Genomic DNA, 14,550 nt, shown 5'->3' on the forward strand with positions numbered 1-14,550 from the left:
CCCCCTCCGCCAACCACCTGGGCAGCCCCCAGCCCTGGCACCTGCCCGGCGTGCCGCCGTCGGACATTTACCACCCCGGGCTGGGACTAGGCTGGAAGCTATGGCGGAAGAGCAGAACGGCGCAGCTGAAGACAATCCCGCGGACACCTCCGCCCTGAACATGTCCGCCGTGGACGTCGCCGACTGGCGTCTGCGGACCTTTGCGCTGTACGACGCCGTCCGCCGGATCTCCGCGGAGAGCCCGTCCGAGGCGCACTCATACTGGCGCCACCAGCGGGACCTGATGTTCGCCACGCACCCCGCATCCGCGCTGACTGCCGCGGACAAGGCACGGTTCTCCGGCCTGAAGACTGCCGACTACGATCCCATCTACCGCTTCCACGTCCCGTTGACCAAGGAAGGCGCCGGCCGGGAATTGAGCGTGGACACGGGGACCGACGGCGTGGTCCACCTTGTCCGTCTGGGCACCTTCGATCTTCCGGAAATGGGCCAGCTGGGGGTATGGAAGATCCACGGCTACGGCGGCGGCATCTTCGTTCCGTTCCGGGATGCCACGGCCGGGCAGCCGGGCGGAAGTTACGGGGCCGGCCGCTACCTGCTGGACACCATCAAGGGTGCCTTCCACGGTGTCAACGGCAGCGGTCCCGACGCCACCTTCGTCCTGGACTTCAATTTCGCCTACAACCCATCCTGCGCCTACAACGAGGCATGGGCCTGTCCCCTGCCCGGACCGTCCAACCGGCTGGCAGTGGACATCCCCGTGGGCGAGCTGTACTGACCTGTGGCGGGTCTTTCCCTGCGCCCTGCGCGCCATCCGTCCGCGTTCACGGCCTGCTGCACTGACCATGCTGCGGGTGCGGCCGCGTGAGGGAGGAAACGTCAGCACCCCCAGGACCGGAGACCACCACCCGGCGCCTTCCCGCCACCAGGCACTACCGGGGGATCCTGCGCTTTCCGGTCGTCCGCCAGCTGATCCGGTTCTCCGGTGTAGGCGTCATCTGCACGGCCGCATCCCTGGGGATCTACGCGCTGCTGCGGCCCTGGCTTGGCGCCCAGCTGGCCAACGCGGTGGCGCTGATCCTCACATCCCTGCTGAACACGGCACTGAACCGGCGGCTGACCTTCAAGATCGCGGGCCAGCAACGCCGCACGCGGGATCACCTCAACGGCCTGGTGGTGATCGGCGTGGCCCTGGTAATCACCGGCAGCAGCCTGGGCGTACTGCACTGGTTCAACCCGGCCGCCACGGTAGGGGACGAACTCGTGGCCACCACGCTGTCCGGGTTCCTGGCCACGGCGGTGCGGTTCAGCATGCTGCGGCACTGGATCTTCCGCCGGGCACGGCACCGCTGATTGCACGGCACCGCTGACCCGGAGGCCGGGACGGTCAGGAGCGCTGGCCCGTGCCCAGGGTCTTGACGCTGCCGACTGCCGCCTGGACGGCAACCGCTGCAGCGTCCAGGTCCTCCTGCGTCACTGAAGCATCGAAACTGAATCGGACAGCGGTCTGGGCCACCTCGGCGGAAATCCCCATGGCGGTGAGTACGGGCGACGGCGCATCGGACCCGGCAGCGCAGGCCGAGCCGCTGGAGCAGACCACGCCGCGCCGTTCCAGTTCCAGGAGAACCGACTCACCGCTGGTTCCGGGAAAGCAGAACGAGGCCACCGACGGGAGGCGTTCCGAGTGGTGGCCGGTGAGGACGGCGTCGGGCACTCCTGCCAGCACGGCGCCGATGAACCCGTCACGCAGTGCTTCCACCCGTGCCTGCTGCTCCGCTTGGCGGTCCTGGGCAAGCGTGAGGGCAGTAGCCAGCCCCACCGCCCCTGCCACATTTTCGGTGCCGGAACGGCGGCCCCGCTCCTGGCCGCCGCCGTGGATGACCGGTTCCAGCCGGGTGCGGCTCCGGACAAACAGTGCGCCGCAGCCTTTCGGTGCGCCGAGCTTGTGCCCGGAGATGCTCATGGCGTCCACGCCCAGGAATCTGGTGTCCAGCGGCAGCCATCCGGCGGCCTGGACGGCGTCGGTATGGAACGGGATGCCCCGGACATGGGCGAGTTCCGTTAGCGCGGGGATGGGCTGGACGGTTCCCACCTCGTTGTTGGCGTACATGATGCTCACCAGGGCGGTTTCCGGACGCAACACGGCTGCCAAGGCCTCCGGCGTGACACGGCCGGCGGCGTCCACCGGCACCACGTCCACGGTAAAGCCGTGGAAGCGTTCCAGGTACCGCGCGGATTCCTCCACGGCAGGATGCTCGACGGCGCTGATCACCACCCGGTCCAGCTGCGGGTTTTTCGCCTGCCGGGCCAGGGCGATTCCCTTGACGGCCAGGTTGTCCGCCTCGGTACCGCCGGAGGTAAACACCACCTCGCCCTGCCGGCAGCCAAGGACCCCCGCCACGGTTGACCGCGCCCCCGCAAGCGCCGCGGCGGCCGACTCACCGAGGGTGTGGTGGCTGGACGGGTTCCCGAACCCGCCGGTGAGGTGGGGCCACATGGCGTCCAGCACTTCCCGGCGGACGGGGGTGGTGGCGGCGGCGTCAAGGAAGATCACGGCAGCCTCACCCGGCGGTCAATTCAACGTCAAGGCCCAGATCGAGGGCGGCCACAGTGTGGGTGAGCGCGCCCACGGAGATGACATCCACGCCTGCCGCGGCAATGGCGGCAACCGTGTTCAGGTTGACGTTGCCGCTGGCTTCCACGCGGGCACGTCCGGCCACGAGCGCAACGCCGTCCTTCAGCTCCGGCACCGAAAAGTTGTCCAGCATGATGGTGTCCACTCCCGCGGCCAGCACGGGTTCGATCTGGTCCATGCGGTCCACTTCCACCTCAAAGTGCGTGGTGTGGCCCAGCTGCGCCTTGGCCGCCAGCAGAAGCTCCGTGAGCTTTGCAGGGTCTCCCCCGGTCATCACAGCGAGGTGGTTGTCCTTGGCCAGGACGGCGTCGGAGAGGCTGTAGCGGTGGTTTGCTCCGCCGCCGCACCTGACCGCGAGGCGTTCCAGGATGCGCAGGCCGGGGGTAGTTTTGCGGGTGTCGGTGATGCGGGCCCTTGTGCCCTCGGTGAGCCGCACGAACTCTGCAGTCTTCGTGGCGATGGCGGACATCCGCTGGACCAGGTTCAGCGCCACCCGCTCTGCCATCAGTACAGAGCGTGCGGCGCCGCTGACCCGGGCGAGGTGCGTGCCGGCGTCGAACCTTTCTCCGTCCGCCACCAGGAGCTCCACCCGGGTGTCGGGGTCCACCAGCTGCATGGCGTCGCGGAACACGGTGGCGCCACTAAGGACACCGGGGACACGGGCGTTGAGGACGGCAGTGGCACGGGCATGCGTCGGTATAAGCAACTGCGAGGTGATGTCGCCGCCTGGCGCATCCTCGGCGAAGGCCCGTTCGAGGATCTCCCGGACGGGGGCCGACGGGAGCGTGAGGTCCAGTGCCGGACGCGCGGCGGCAGCGAGGTCGATCACGGCGGATTCAGTCATGGAGCAGGCTCGCTTTCAGGCGCGGAGGGTAGGAAGGTTCAGTCTGGTCGGGGCCGTCATCGCGGTAGTGCGCCCCCAGGGATTCACGGCGGTTGAGGGCAGCGGCCACAAGCAGCCGCGCAGCCAGCAAAAGGTTTCGGTCCTCAAGAACCCCAGGGTCAACAGGGGAGGGGTCAGCAGAGGAGAGCGGACGGACGACGCCGGCCCACCGGTCGAGCGTGGCAGCCGCCTCAAGCAGCAGCCCCCCTGAGCGCAGCACCCCGGCATGCGACGTCATGAGGGAACGGAGCGCCTCCCGTGAGAAAGGTTCCCCGGCTTCCCCTCCCCCACCGAAGCTGGACGGCCAACTCCCGCGGGTTAGGTCCAGTCCGTCCGTCGCGCCTTCCAAAGAAGCAGGGACGGTGACGGGCGCACTCGTGTTTCGCGGCAGGGACGCGGAAGCGTTTGGTAGCTCCGGAGGTCCCGAAAGCGCCGTTGTTGCGTGAGCGGCCGCACCGGCCGCCGAGCTTGCGAGGCGATCGCCGGTGCGAGTCGCGAGTGCAGGCGCCGAGGGACTTGCGGAGCTGCCCTGCAGGAAAGATTCAACAGCGCGGCGGCCGAAGACGAGTCCCTCGAGGAGGGAGTTGCTGGCCAGCCTGTTTGCCCCCTGGACGCCCGTGCAGGCAGCTTCCCCGGCGGCGTAGAGGCCGGGAACGGTGGTGCGGGCGGAGAGGTCGGTGCGTACCCCGCCCATCCAGTAGTGGGCGGCGGGGGCGACGGGGACCAGTTCGCGGGTCCAGTCGATGCCGGCGTCGAGGGTCTTGCGGGTGAGGGTGGGGAACCGCTGCTGCAGGAAGCCTTCCCCCCTGGCCTGCTCGATGACGCGGGCGTCGAGGTAGACGTGGCCTGTGGGGTCGCCGAGCTTGGCCAGGTGGAGGGCGATGCTGCGGGAGACGACATCGCGGGGCGCCAGCTCGGCATCGGGGTGGTAGGCCTGCATGAAGCGGCGGCCGCCGGAGTCACACAGGATGGCGCCTTCGCCGCGCACCGCTTCGGAGATGAGCAGCGGGCCGTCCAACCGGTCAGGGCGGGCGGTGGCGGAGCTGACCAGGCAGGTGGGGTGGAACTGGAAGAATTCCAGGTCTGCGGTGGCTGCCCCGGCGCGGACGGCGAGCGCCAGTCCGTCGGCGGTGGCCACGGCGGGGTTGGTGGTTTGGGCGAACAGCTGGCCCGCTCCCCCGGTGGCGAGCAGGACGGCGTCCGCGTCCAGCCTGCTGGTCCGGCCGTCCTGCAGGTACTCCAGTCCGGTCACCCTTCCGCGGTGGGTGACGAGGGAGGTGGCGCGGGCATGTGCGAGGAGGGTGAGCTTTCCTTCGTCCCGCCGGGACAGCACTGCCTGGATCAGCGCGCCGGCGACCCGCGCACCCGTGGCGTCTCCCCCTGCATGCAGGATGCGCGGGGCACTGTGGGCCGCTTCGAGCCCAAGGGCCGGGCCGCCGTCGTTCGTTGCTTCAGCCTGCGTTGCCCCCGCCTGCCCTGCATCGAAGGCGACCCCGTAGCGCTGGAGGCCCTCGATATCGCGGCGAGCTTCCGTGCACATCAGCCGGACGGCGGCTTCGTTGCAGTGTCCCGCACCGGCACGGAGCGTGTCCGCGATGTGCGCAGCCACGGTGTCCCCGGGCGCGGGCGTGGCCAGTACAGCGGAAATGCCGCCCTGCGCGTACCAGGTGTTGCTCTGGTCCAGCGCGCCTTTGGTCAGGAGCACCACGTCAGCGCCGGCATCGGCGGCGAGGAGCGCTGCGTACAGGCCGGCGATGCCGCTTCCGATGACAGCGAGGCGGCTTGCCATCAGGGCCTCGCCGCGAGCATGCGTTCGAGCGCAATCCTGGCGTTGGCCTGTACCTCGTCGTCAACTGTGATGCGGTTGACCACGCGGCCGGCCACCAGTTCCTCCAGCACCCAGGCCAGGTAGCCGGGGTGGATGCGGTACATGGTGGAGCATGGGCAGATCACCGGGTCCAGGCAGAAAATGGTGTGCTGCGGGTACTCGGCGGCAAGCCGGTTCACCATGTTGATCTCGGTGCCGATGGCGAACGTGGTGGGCTCGGTGGCGGCGGCGATGGCCTTCTTGATGAAGTCCGTGGAACCCGCGGAATCCGCTGCGTCCACCACCTCCATGGGGCACTCGGGGTGGACGATGACCTGGACGCCGGGGAACTCCGCCCGGGCCTTCTGGATCTGCGCCACGCTGAAGCGCTTGTGCACGGAGCAGAACCCGTGCCAGAGGATCACCCGGGAGCCCAACAGCGCCTGTTCGTCATTGCCGCCCAGGTCCTTGCGCGGGTTCCACATGGGCATCTGCTCCAGCGGCACACCCATGGCCTTGGCGGTATTGCGTCCAAGGTGCTGGTCCGGGAAGAACAGCACGCGCTGGGCCCGCTGGAAGGCCCACTCCAGCACCGTTTTCGCGTTGGAGGAGGTACAGACAATGCCGCCGTGTTCGCCGCAGAACGCCTTGAGGGCTGCGGAGGAATTCATGTAGGTGACGGGGATGACCGGAACCCGGCCTTCGGCGTCGGGCTCTGTCCCGAAGATGTCTTCGAGCTGCTCCCAGCATTCCTCCACCGAGTCCGAGTCCGCCATGTCGGCCATGGAACAGCCGGCGGCGAGGTTGGGCAGGATCACGGCCTGCTCCGGTGTGGAGAGAATGTCTGCCGTTTCAGCCATGAAGTGGACGCCGCAGAAGATAATCGCCTCCGCGTCCGGGCGGGTGAGCGCGGCGTTGGCCAACTGGAAGGAGTCGCCCACGAAGTCCGCGTACTGGATGACTTCATCCCGCTGGTAGAAGTGGCCCAGGATCACCGCCCGGTCTCCCAGGGCGGCCTTGGCAGCTTTGATGCGCTCCCCGAGCTCGACCTCGCTGGCCAGCTTGTACTCTTCCGGCAGCTGGCCCTGGCGCGGTGTGGTGGCCGGTGCCGGATCGGCGCTGGATGCACCCGGGCCATAGGCCGGGACCCCTGCGAGCGCCTCGGCCAGGTCGTAATCCCACGGGCCCTTGGCCAGCGCCGGGCTGCAGGTGCTGCGTTCAGCGGCTGCGCCTTTTTCGGCCTGTTCGCGCGTGATCAGCTGGATTGCCGTGTTGACGCTGCTCATGGTGTGCTCCTGTTGTCTGGGTCAAGGCCTGGCCGGCCGGTAAAGCGGTAGAGGCGTGGCGGGCGGTGCTTGCCGCCCTGGAGGTATTCCCCGGTTTCTTCGATTTCCGGGGTGGCTTTGAGTTGCCGCCGGAAGTTGGCGGGATCCAGTTGGCGGTCGAGGACGGCTTCGTAGACTTCGCGGACCTGGGCCAGTGTGAAGTATTCCCCCAGCAGGTGGTACGCCACCGAGCCGTACGCCAGCTTGTTGCGCAGGCGCCAGAGCGCGTAGTCCACGATGGCGTTGTGGTCGAAGGCCAGCTCGCCCAGGCGGTCCGCGCGGAACCACTTCACGTTTTCGGACTCGTCCGCGAGCGCTGCTTCCGTGGGCTGGACCAGGGCCCAGTAGACGATGGAGACCACGCGCTGGGTGGGTGAACGGTGGAGGCCGCCGAAGGCGTACAGCTGCTCAAGGTAGCTCGGTGCAAGGCCAGTGGTTTCCCGCAGATTCCTGGCGGCGGCGTCCTGGAGTGACTCGTCGTGGCTGAGCGGGCCTCCCGGGAGGGCCCACAACCCCTTGAACGGTTCCCGGATGCGGCGCACCAGGGGAAGCCACAGGGTGGGACGGCCAGAGGTGGCGCTGGGCCGGAGGGCGAAGATCACCGTGGAGATGGCCAACGACGGCGGCGCGGCCTGCCGCTCGGAAACATTAGCCGAGCTGTAGTACACCCGTCCCACCGCCTTCCGTCATCCTCGACTGCCCGCTTTGGAGGCGGTCATCGCTAGTTATGGTCATCTTGACCAAAACTAATTCTACGGCCGGGCGTCCCCGAAAGGGAAATGTTTCTGCCCGCACATTTCCAAGCCACCCCGGGCATGGAGCCTTCACATCAGGTGCCGGCCGCGCTTGGACTGCTGCAACGGGCGCGGGCCGCCGGCTGCGGACTTCGCCCTCCGGTTTCCGGGCAGCCTTTCAGAAGCGGTAAATTCAATAGGTCCCAAAAGGACCCCCGGGCCTCCCCCCGGACCCAACCACCCCAGAAGGTGCACCTGCCCATGACGATGAAGTCTGCCCACACGCCATCGACCACCACATCCAGCCCCCCATCCAAGGCCTCGGCCGTCCACAGCATGAAGCCCCGCCAGCTGACCATGATGGGGCTCGGCAGTGCCATCGGGGCCGGGTTGTTCCTGGGGTCGGGCGCGGGTGTCCAGGCGGCAGGGCCGGCAGTCCTCATCTCCTACCTGGTGGCCGGAACGCTGATCATCCTGGTCATGTGGGCCCTCGGCGAGATGGCGGCGGCACATCCGAACAGCGGAGCCTTCTCCGTCTATGCGCAGCGCGCGCTGGGCCGCACGGCAGGTGCCACCATCGGCTGGCTGTGGTGGCTGCAGCTGGTGGTGGTGATCGCAGCCGAGGCCCTGGGCGCGGCCGGGCTGCTGTTCTCCGTCTGGCCGGTGGTCCCGGTCTGGGCCCTGGCGCTGCTGTTCATGGTGGTCTTCACCGCCATCAACCTGGCCGGGGTCCGGAACTTTGGCGAGTTCGAGTTCTGGTTCGCCATCCTCAAGGTGGCCGCCATCATCCTGTTCCTTGGAGTTGGTGCAGCGCTGCTCCTGGGCCTGCTCCCCGGCGTCGACTCCCCCGGCGCGCAAAACCTCACGGGCAACTTCGCGCCGCAGGGCCTGGGCGGCGTTGCTGCGGCCCTGTTTGTGGTGATCTTCGCGTTTGGCGGCACGGAGATTGTGTCGGTGGCGGCAGCCGAGACCGAGGATCCGGAACGCAGCGTGGGCAGGGCCATCCGCACGGTGGTGTGGCGGATCCTGGTCTTCTACATCGGCTCCGTCTTCGTCATCGCCGCCGTCCTTCCCGCCACTTCCAAGAGCCTTGCTTCCCCCTTCGCCGGCGTTCTGGATGCCGCCCGGATCCCTGGCGCCTCCACGGCCATCACCCTGGTGGCCGTCGTCGCACTTCTTTCGGCGCTGAACGCGAACCTTTACGGCGCCTCCCGCATGGTTTACTCCCTGTCCCAGCGGGGCGAGGCCCCCCGCGTCCTGACCCGGCTCAACCGTGCCGGCGTGCCCGTGCCCGCGGTGGCGGTCTCCGTGGCCTTCGGCTTCGTGGCCACCGTCCTGGAACTCCTGTTCCCGGACCGTATCCTGCCCGCATTGTTCCAGCTGGTGGGATCGACGTGCCTGGTGGTCTGGGGCAGCGCCCTGGTGTCCCAGCTGGTCCTCCGGCGGCGGGCGGACCGGGACGGGACCCCGCTGCCCTTGCGGATGAAGGGCTTTCCCGGCCTGACCATCCTGGGGCTGGTGCTGCTGGGAGTCATCTTCGCCGTCGGGTTCAGTGCTGACGCCAGCCGCGTGCAGCTCTTCAGCACCTTCGCCCTGATCGCCGGCATCGCACTGGCCTGCGCCGCAGGCGCCCGCCTGACCGGCAGGAAGCAGGCCGTCAACAGGTAGAGTGGTGCCTACCTTTCCACAGAAGACGCACCGATGCGCCGGGCCCGCCCAGGCGCCGTACCTGATTGGGGAACTGACACCATGACCGGCAGGCACAGCGGCCAGCAGCAGGCGCACACCGTCGAAGGCACCGACCCGCAATTGTATGTGGCGGTCCATGAACCCGCGGCTGACGCAGGCCTCCGACCGGTCCTGCTGCTGCACGGCTTTTCCTCCTCGTCCAAGCGCAACTGGGAGGACACGGGATGGGTCTCTGCCCTGCTCGACGCCGGACGCCGCGTGATCACCGTCGACCTGCCGGGCCACGGCCGCAGCGGTGCCCCCGAGGACATGGATTCCTACTCCCCCAGCCGGATCCGCGCGGACCTGTTGCAGGCAGCCTTCGACGCCGGCGCGCGCCCCTTGCAGGACGGGGATCCTTCCAGCGGGCTGGACGTGGTGGGCTATTCCCTGGGTTCCCGGCTCGCTTGGGAGTTCGCCGCAACCCAGCCCGAACTGGTGCACCGGCTGGTGCTCGGCGGCCCCAACGATTCTGATCCGCTGGCGGCCTTCGACCTGGTAGCCGCCCAGGACTACCTCGCCGACGGCACTCCGATCAAGGACGAGTCCACCGCCCAGCTGCTCAAGATGGCGCTGCTGCTGCCCAGCAACAACGTCTTCGCGCTCCTGTCCCTCGTGGAGGCCATCAAGGCGGAGCCCTATGACCCGGCCGAAGCGGTCCCGCGTGTTCCGATGCTGCTGGTTGCGGGAGACAAGGACGAACGCGCTGCCACGTTGCCCAAGCTTGCCGAACTGGCCCGCGGTGCAGGGGCGACGGCTGAGCAAGTGATCCTCCCGGGCCGGAACCACACCAACGCCATCACCAGCCGGGCCTTCAAGCAGGCCGCGATTTCGTTCCTGGCTGCCTAAGCGGCACGCGGGCTGCCGACGGCGGCCTTGGGAACGGTACGCCGACGGCAGGCCGCAGCGGTGAGGGACAGAGCGCCGGAAAGGACACATGGGGACGCGTTTCGAAGACCGTACGGAGGCCGGACAACGCCTTGCCGCTGCCCTGGCCCAGTTCCGGGAACGCCCTGACACCGCGGTCCTGGGCCTGGCCCGCGGGGGCATTGCCGTCGCGGCGGCCGCGGCAACGGAGCTGCGCCTGCCCCAGGGCACGGTCCTGGTGCGGAAGCTGGGGATCCCCGGGCACGAGGAAACCGCGTACGGTGCCCTGGCCTTGGCTCGAGGCCGCACGGTCCGGCTGATCAACAAGCCGCTGCTGGAGCGGGTCCTTGAACACGGGGTTCGCCAGGAAGCGCTGGACGCCGTGGAAGACCGCGAGCGGGCCGAACTGCTTCGCCGGGCGGAGCTGTACCCGAGAGCCGGCATGGACGTGGCGGGCAAGACCGTGCTCCTGGTGGATGACGGCCTGGCCACTGGCGCTACGATGCGCGCCGCCGTCGAGGCCCTGCGGGAAGGCGGTGCTGCTGCGGTGGTTGCTGCCGCCCCCGTGGGTTCGGTTGACGCACAGGCATCGCTTGAGCGGGTGTGCGACGCGGTGATCTGCCTGCACCTGCCCGGCAAGTTCCGGGCCGTGGGCAGCTACTACCGGCACTTTCCGCAACTGAGCGACGCCGACGCGGTCAGGCTGCTGGCTACCTGACCGATCAGGATACGAAGCAGGCCCGGACCCAAAGGGGTCCGGGTCTGCTTCAGTTGGGGACGGCGGGGACTAGTGGTGGCTGCTGACCCCCAGCGGACGGCCCTTGGTTTCCTTGGCCAGCACCACGCCGACGGCGGAGATGACGCAGAGGATCATGATGTAGATGCCGATCGAGCCGGTCCACCTGGTGGCCTGCAGCAGCGATTCCGCGATGGTGGCCGCGAAGGCTCCGCCCAGGATGGCGCCGAAGGCGTACCCGATGGAGATGCCGGAGTAGCGCACGTTGGCGGGGAACATCTCTGCGTACATGGCGGACATGGGTCCGTAGGAAAGGCCCAGGCCCACGGTCAGGACGAACAGGGCGATGCCGTAGAGCATGATGTTCTTGGTGTCGATCAAGGCGAACATCGGAATCATCCATGCGAAGACGATGGCGTAGCCGATCAGGAAGGTCTTGACGCGGCCAATGCGGTCGGACAGCCATCCGCCCACCAGCGTGAAGATCAGCCAACCGAAGGACGCCAGCGTGGTGGCCAGGAGGATCTGCGGGGTGGGCATCTTCAGGGTCTTGGTGGCGTAGGAGATGAAGAACGCAATAAGCAGGTAGCCTGCCGCGTTGTTGCCGATGAAGATCAGGGTGGAGTACAGCACCGGCAGCTTGTGGTTCCGGATCAGCTCGCCCAGGGGCGCCTTGCTCTCCTTCTTGCGCAGGGCCATTTCCTGGAAGACCGGGCTCTCGGCGACGGCCCGGCGGATCAGGTAGCCAACCACGATCAGGACGATGGAGAGCAGGAACGGCACGCGCCAGCCCCAGGCCGCGAAGTCTTCCTTGGACATGCCCGTGTTGAGGAAGAACAGCAGGCCGGTGGCCAGGATCATGCCCACGGGCACGCCAATCTGTGGGTAGGCGCCAAACAGGCCACGACGGTTGATTGGTGCGTGCTCCACGGCCATGAGGGCTGCACCGCCCCATTCACCGCCGGCGGAGAAGCCCTGGATGACCCGCAGCAGGATCAGCAGCACAGGAGCCCAGGCGCCGATCTGCGCATAGGTGGGCAGCATGCCGATGAGGGCAGTGGCCGCGCCCATCATTACCAGGGTGAAGACCAGCATGGCCTTCCTGCCCAGGCGGTCGCCCAGGTGCCCTGCGATGACGGCGCCGAGGGGGCGGAACAGGAAGCTGATGCCGATGAGGGCGAAGGAGAGAATCTGGGCCAGGCCGGGGTTTGATTCGTTCAAGGGTGCGAGGAACAGCGGTGACAGCAGCGTTGCGGTCAGCTGGGCAAAGATGAAGAAGTCGTACCACTCGATAGTGGTGCCGACCAGGGTGCCGGCGAGGACCTTGCGCTCCTCACGCCGGCTGCTGGGACCAGCGAGGGTATCCACCTTGGAAGGTGTGGTCATTGAAACTCCATTGTTTATTGGGCAGCAATGCCACCCGGACGCCTTCAGAATTACCGACAGAACGGTCAGTTAGTTAGTAGGGTACTACGAAATTGTGATGCGGAACACGAACTCCGGGGATTTCTACGAGGCATGCGCACTCGAAATAGATGTTCTATATTTGAACTGCGAGTTCGTATACAGGACACTACCGCTTCACGCGAAGTGAGACAAGGGTCACCCGGTGGCCCCGCAACCTAGGATGGACACATGACTCCTCCAGCAGCCGCAGCACAGGCCGGAGCGGTGCCGCAGGCTTCGCCCTCCCAGACTTTGTCGCGCGGCATCCGTGCGCTGGAAATCCTTGCAGCTGCCTCCGGACCGCTGACCATCGCCGAGCTGGCCGAGGCCATGGGCGTCCACCGTTCGGTGGCATACCGGATCCTGCGCACTCTCGAAGACCATTCCCTCCTGGTCCGCGACGACGCCGGCCGGGTCCAGCCTGGACCCGGTCTGGCGGTCCTGGCCCGCGGCGTCTCCCGCAACCTTCAGAGCGCCGCCCTCCCGGAGCTCACCCAGCTGGCAAACTCGCTGGACATGACGGCTTTCGTGGCGGTGTGGGACCACCACGATTGCATCACGCTCGTTACGGTCGAACCGAGGCACTCGGGGGCCAGCGTGGCCCAGCGTCCCGGCACGCGCCACCCCATCAACGCCGGGGCGCCCGGTATTGCCATCCAATCGGCCCTTACCGAGCCGGAGTGGGACCGGCTGGACACGGGGATCCCGTACCGGCCGGAGGCGGTGGAAGCGCGGAGGAAGGGCTACTCGGCCAGCCACGACGAGGTCATTGCCGGGGTCTCCTCACTCGCAGCCCCGGTCCGGGTGCCCGGCGGACGTCCGGCCGCACTCGCCGTCGTCTATATCCGTTCCGCCCAGGACCCGGAAGCCGTGGGCGCGGCCATCGCCGAAAGCGCGGCACGGATCGAGAGCCAGCTCGCGTAGCAGAACAGGTCGAACCAGCGGCCGGACGGGCCGGGATGCGCCGTGCCGGGTGTGCTGTCAGGCCTTTCGGCGGAGCACGACGGCGGCTGCCGCACCCAGCAGCGCCAGCGCCAGCGCGGCGCCGACCGGGACAAGGAACGCGGCACCGTGCCCGTGCAGCTGCGCCAACTGCCCGCCAACAGAGGACCCAAGGGCGGTTCCGGCGACAATCCCGCTGGCCAGCGCGGTCATGACGGTGCCCAGCATGCCGGCGGGAGCCACCCTTCCGCCCACGGCAAAGACCGTGACCATCACCGGGCCCACGGGCAGCCCGAGAAGCAGCAGGACCGCCGCCATCATGGAAAGCGACGACGGCACCAGCAGCAGGACGGCCAGTCCCGCCATCAGGACAGCACAGAGCACCCAGCGCAGCGCGAGCCCGGCGCGGCGCGGCCAATAGGCAACCGAGAGTGCCGCGGCAGCCGAGCTGAGCCCCATGACGGCGTACAGCAGCCCCGCGATTTCGGTGCCGGCGAGCCCAGCGGAGAAGGCGCTGAGGGCAGTCTGGGTAGAGCCAAAGAAGGTCCCCATGCACACCATGGCAAAGACGGGCAGGGCCACCACCCACGGCAGCTTTGCTGCGCCCCGGCCCGTTTCAGCATGGCGCTGCCCACGGCGGTACCGGCGGGCGGCCGGAACCGCCCGGTGGGTGGGATGGACTGCGAAGGCCGGTACAAGCGTGATGGTCATGGCCGCGGCCAGTGCCAGCGGAAGCCAGGGCGCAACGAGGCTGGCCAGGATTCCCACCAGTGCCGGTCCCAGGACGAACGTCACCTCGTCCGCGGTGCTTTCGTAGGAGAGTGCCGTATCCAGGTCACGGACAGGATCGGGGCGCGGAGCCGTAGCGTCCGCGGTGGCCGTCAGGGACATCCACCGCACCCGCGCCAGGGGGCCCACCTGGGGACTGGTGGCGCCGGCTGCGAAGGCAACTGCCAGCACAGCAAGCGGAAAACCTTCGGCTGCCGCAGAGGCATTGGCGGCGAGCACCAGGGCCAGTACCGCCAGGGTATTAAGCGCAGCTGCGAGCAACAGGACTGGACGCTGTCCCCTCCTGTCTGCCAAGGATCCCAGCAGCGGCGCGCCAAGCGCCGAGCCGATGCCCACCGCGCCTGCGGCTGTTCCGCCCGCGGCAACGGAGCCGCTGACGGAAGTGACGAGGGTGAGTGTGCCCATGGTGAGCATCGCCAGGGGAAGCCGGGCGAAGAGTCCCAGGGGGATGAAGCTCCGGCCTGCCAGCTGCGGGAGGCGCGAAAAGCGTCCGCGCGATTTCCCATCCGCCGGGTTCGCGGCGGTGACGCGGGCAGGGGTGTCGCTGGTGCTTGAAGGAGTAGATTGTGTGGTCAATTCCGGGCTCGTTCAGTCGGTGCGCACCGTCCCTCCTCCCGATGCGCGCAACCCGGTAACGCGTTACAGTATATCGGCCCCG

13 protein-coding genes are annotated in these 14,550 nt (G+C 68.1%); 6 read left to right on the plus strand and 7 right to left on the minus strand.

Annotated features, from left to right (window positions below; all coding sequences use genetic code 11):
• Positions 1-100 precede the first annotated feature (100 nt).
• Positions 101-778, plus strand: a complete 678-nt coding sequence (locus tag LFT46_RS12490) for a DUF1684 domain-containing protein (protein WP_236798710.1) — start codon at positions 101-103, stop codon at positions 776-778.
• A gap of 86 nt (positions 779-864) precedes the next feature.
• Positions 865-1,353 carry a GtrA family protein gene (locus LFT46_RS12495; RefSeq protein ID WP_236798712.1) on the plus strand — a complete coding sequence of 163 codons (489 nt, stop codon included), beginning with the start codon at positions 865-867 and terminating at the stop codon, positions 1,351-1,353.
• Positions 1,354-1,387: 34 nt separating this feature from the next.
• Here the strand turns inward: LFT46_RS12495 and LFT46_RS12500 are convergent, their stop codons facing one another.
• The 5 genes from LFT46_RS12500 to LFT46_RS12520 are packed head-to-tail and all read right to left on the minus strand — an operon-like array spanning position 1,388 to position 7,318.
• A complete protein-coding gene (locus tag LFT46_RS12500) occupies positions 1,388-2,554 on the minus strand; it encodes a cysteine desulfurase family protein (RefSeq protein WP_236798713.1) in 1,167 nt (388 codons plus the stop codon).
• Between the two features lie 7 nt (positions 2,555-2,561).
• A complete protein-coding gene (gene nadC / locus LFT46_RS12505; protein ID WP_236798714.1) occupies positions 2,562-3,479 on the minus strand; it encodes a carboxylating nicotinate-nucleotide diphosphorylase in 918 nt (305 codons plus the stop codon).
• Positions 3,472-5,307 carry an L-aspartate oxidase gene (locus LFT46_RS12510; RefSeq protein WP_236819908.1) on the minus strand — a complete coding sequence of 612 codons (1,836 nt, stop codon included), beginning with the start codon at positions 5,305-5,307 and terminating at the stop codon, positions 3,472-3,474. Before LFT46_RS12510 ends, nadC begins: the two co-directional genes overlap by 8 nt.
• On the minus strand, positions 5,307-6,611 hold the full coding sequence (gene nadA, locus LFT46_RS12515; protein ID WP_236819910.1) for a quinolinate synthase NadA: 1,305 nt from the start codon (positions 6,609-6,611) through the stop codon (positions 5,307-5,309). The genes LFT46_RS12510 and nadA overlap by 1 nt, the downstream gene beginning before the upstream one ends.
• Positions 6,608-7,318 carry an NUDIX hydrolase gene (locus LFT46_RS12520; RefSeq protein ID WP_236798721.1) on the minus strand — a complete coding sequence of 237 codons (711 nt, stop codon included), beginning with the start codon at positions 7,316-7,318 and terminating at the stop codon, positions 6,608-6,610. Before LFT46_RS12520 ends, nadA begins: the two co-directional genes overlap by 4 nt.
• Before the next feature lie 327 nt (positions 7,319-7,645).
• On the opposite strand from LFT46_RS12520, the gene LFT46_RS12525 reads away from it, so the two are divergent.
• The 3 genes from LFT46_RS12525 (at position 7,646) to LFT46_RS12535 (ending at position 10,697) form a co-directional block, all read left to right on the plus strand.
• Entirely contained in the window at positions 7,646-9,052 is a 1,407-nt protein-coding gene (locus LFT46_RS12525) for an amino acid permease (RefSeq protein ID WP_442863645.1), read from the plus strand.
• An 81-nt stretch (positions 9,053-9,133) separates the two neighbouring features.
• A complete protein-coding gene (locus LFT46_RS12530; RefSeq protein WP_236819913.1) occupies positions 9,134-9,961 on the plus strand; it encodes an alpha/beta fold hydrolase in 828 nt (275 codons plus the stop codon).
• An 88-nt stretch (positions 9,962-10,049) separates the two neighbouring features.
• Positions 10,050-10,697, plus strand: a complete 648-nt coding sequence (locus LFT46_RS12535; RefSeq protein WP_236819915.1) for a phosphoribosyltransferase — start codon at positions 10,050-10,052, stop codon at positions 10,695-10,697.
• A 69-nt stretch (positions 10,698-10,766) separates the two neighbouring features.
• Here the strand turns inward: LFT46_RS12535 and LFT46_RS12540 are convergent, their stop codons facing one another.
• Positions 10,767-12,101, minus strand: coding sequence for an MFS transporter (locus tag LFT46_RS12540; protein WP_236819917.1), 1,335 nt, complete (start codon positions 12,099-12,101; stop codon positions 10,767-10,769).
• Between the two features lie 249 nt (positions 12,102-12,350).
• Between LFT46_RS12540 and LFT46_RS12545 the strand changes: the two genes are divergently transcribed.
• A complete protein-coding gene (locus LFT46_RS12545; RefSeq protein WP_236798729.1) occupies positions 12,351-13,085 on the plus strand; it encodes an IclR family transcriptional regulator in 735 nt (244 codons plus the stop codon).
• A gap of 57 nt (positions 13,086-13,142) precedes the next feature.
• On the opposite strand, the gene LFT46_RS12550 is transcribed toward LFT46_RS12545, so the two are convergent.
• Positions 13,143-14,468 (minus strand): MFS transporter, encoded by a 1,326-nt coding sequence (locus tag LFT46_RS12550; protein WP_442863646.1) that lies wholly within the window; start codon positions 14,466-14,468, stop codon positions 13,143-13,145.
• Positions 14,469-14,550: the final 82 nt, after the last annotated feature.

The organism is Arthrobacter sp. FW306-07-I (genome assembly GCF_021800405.1).
Classification (GTDB): domain Bacteria; phylum Actinomycetota; class Actinomycetes; order Actinomycetales; family Micrococcaceae; genus Arthrobacter.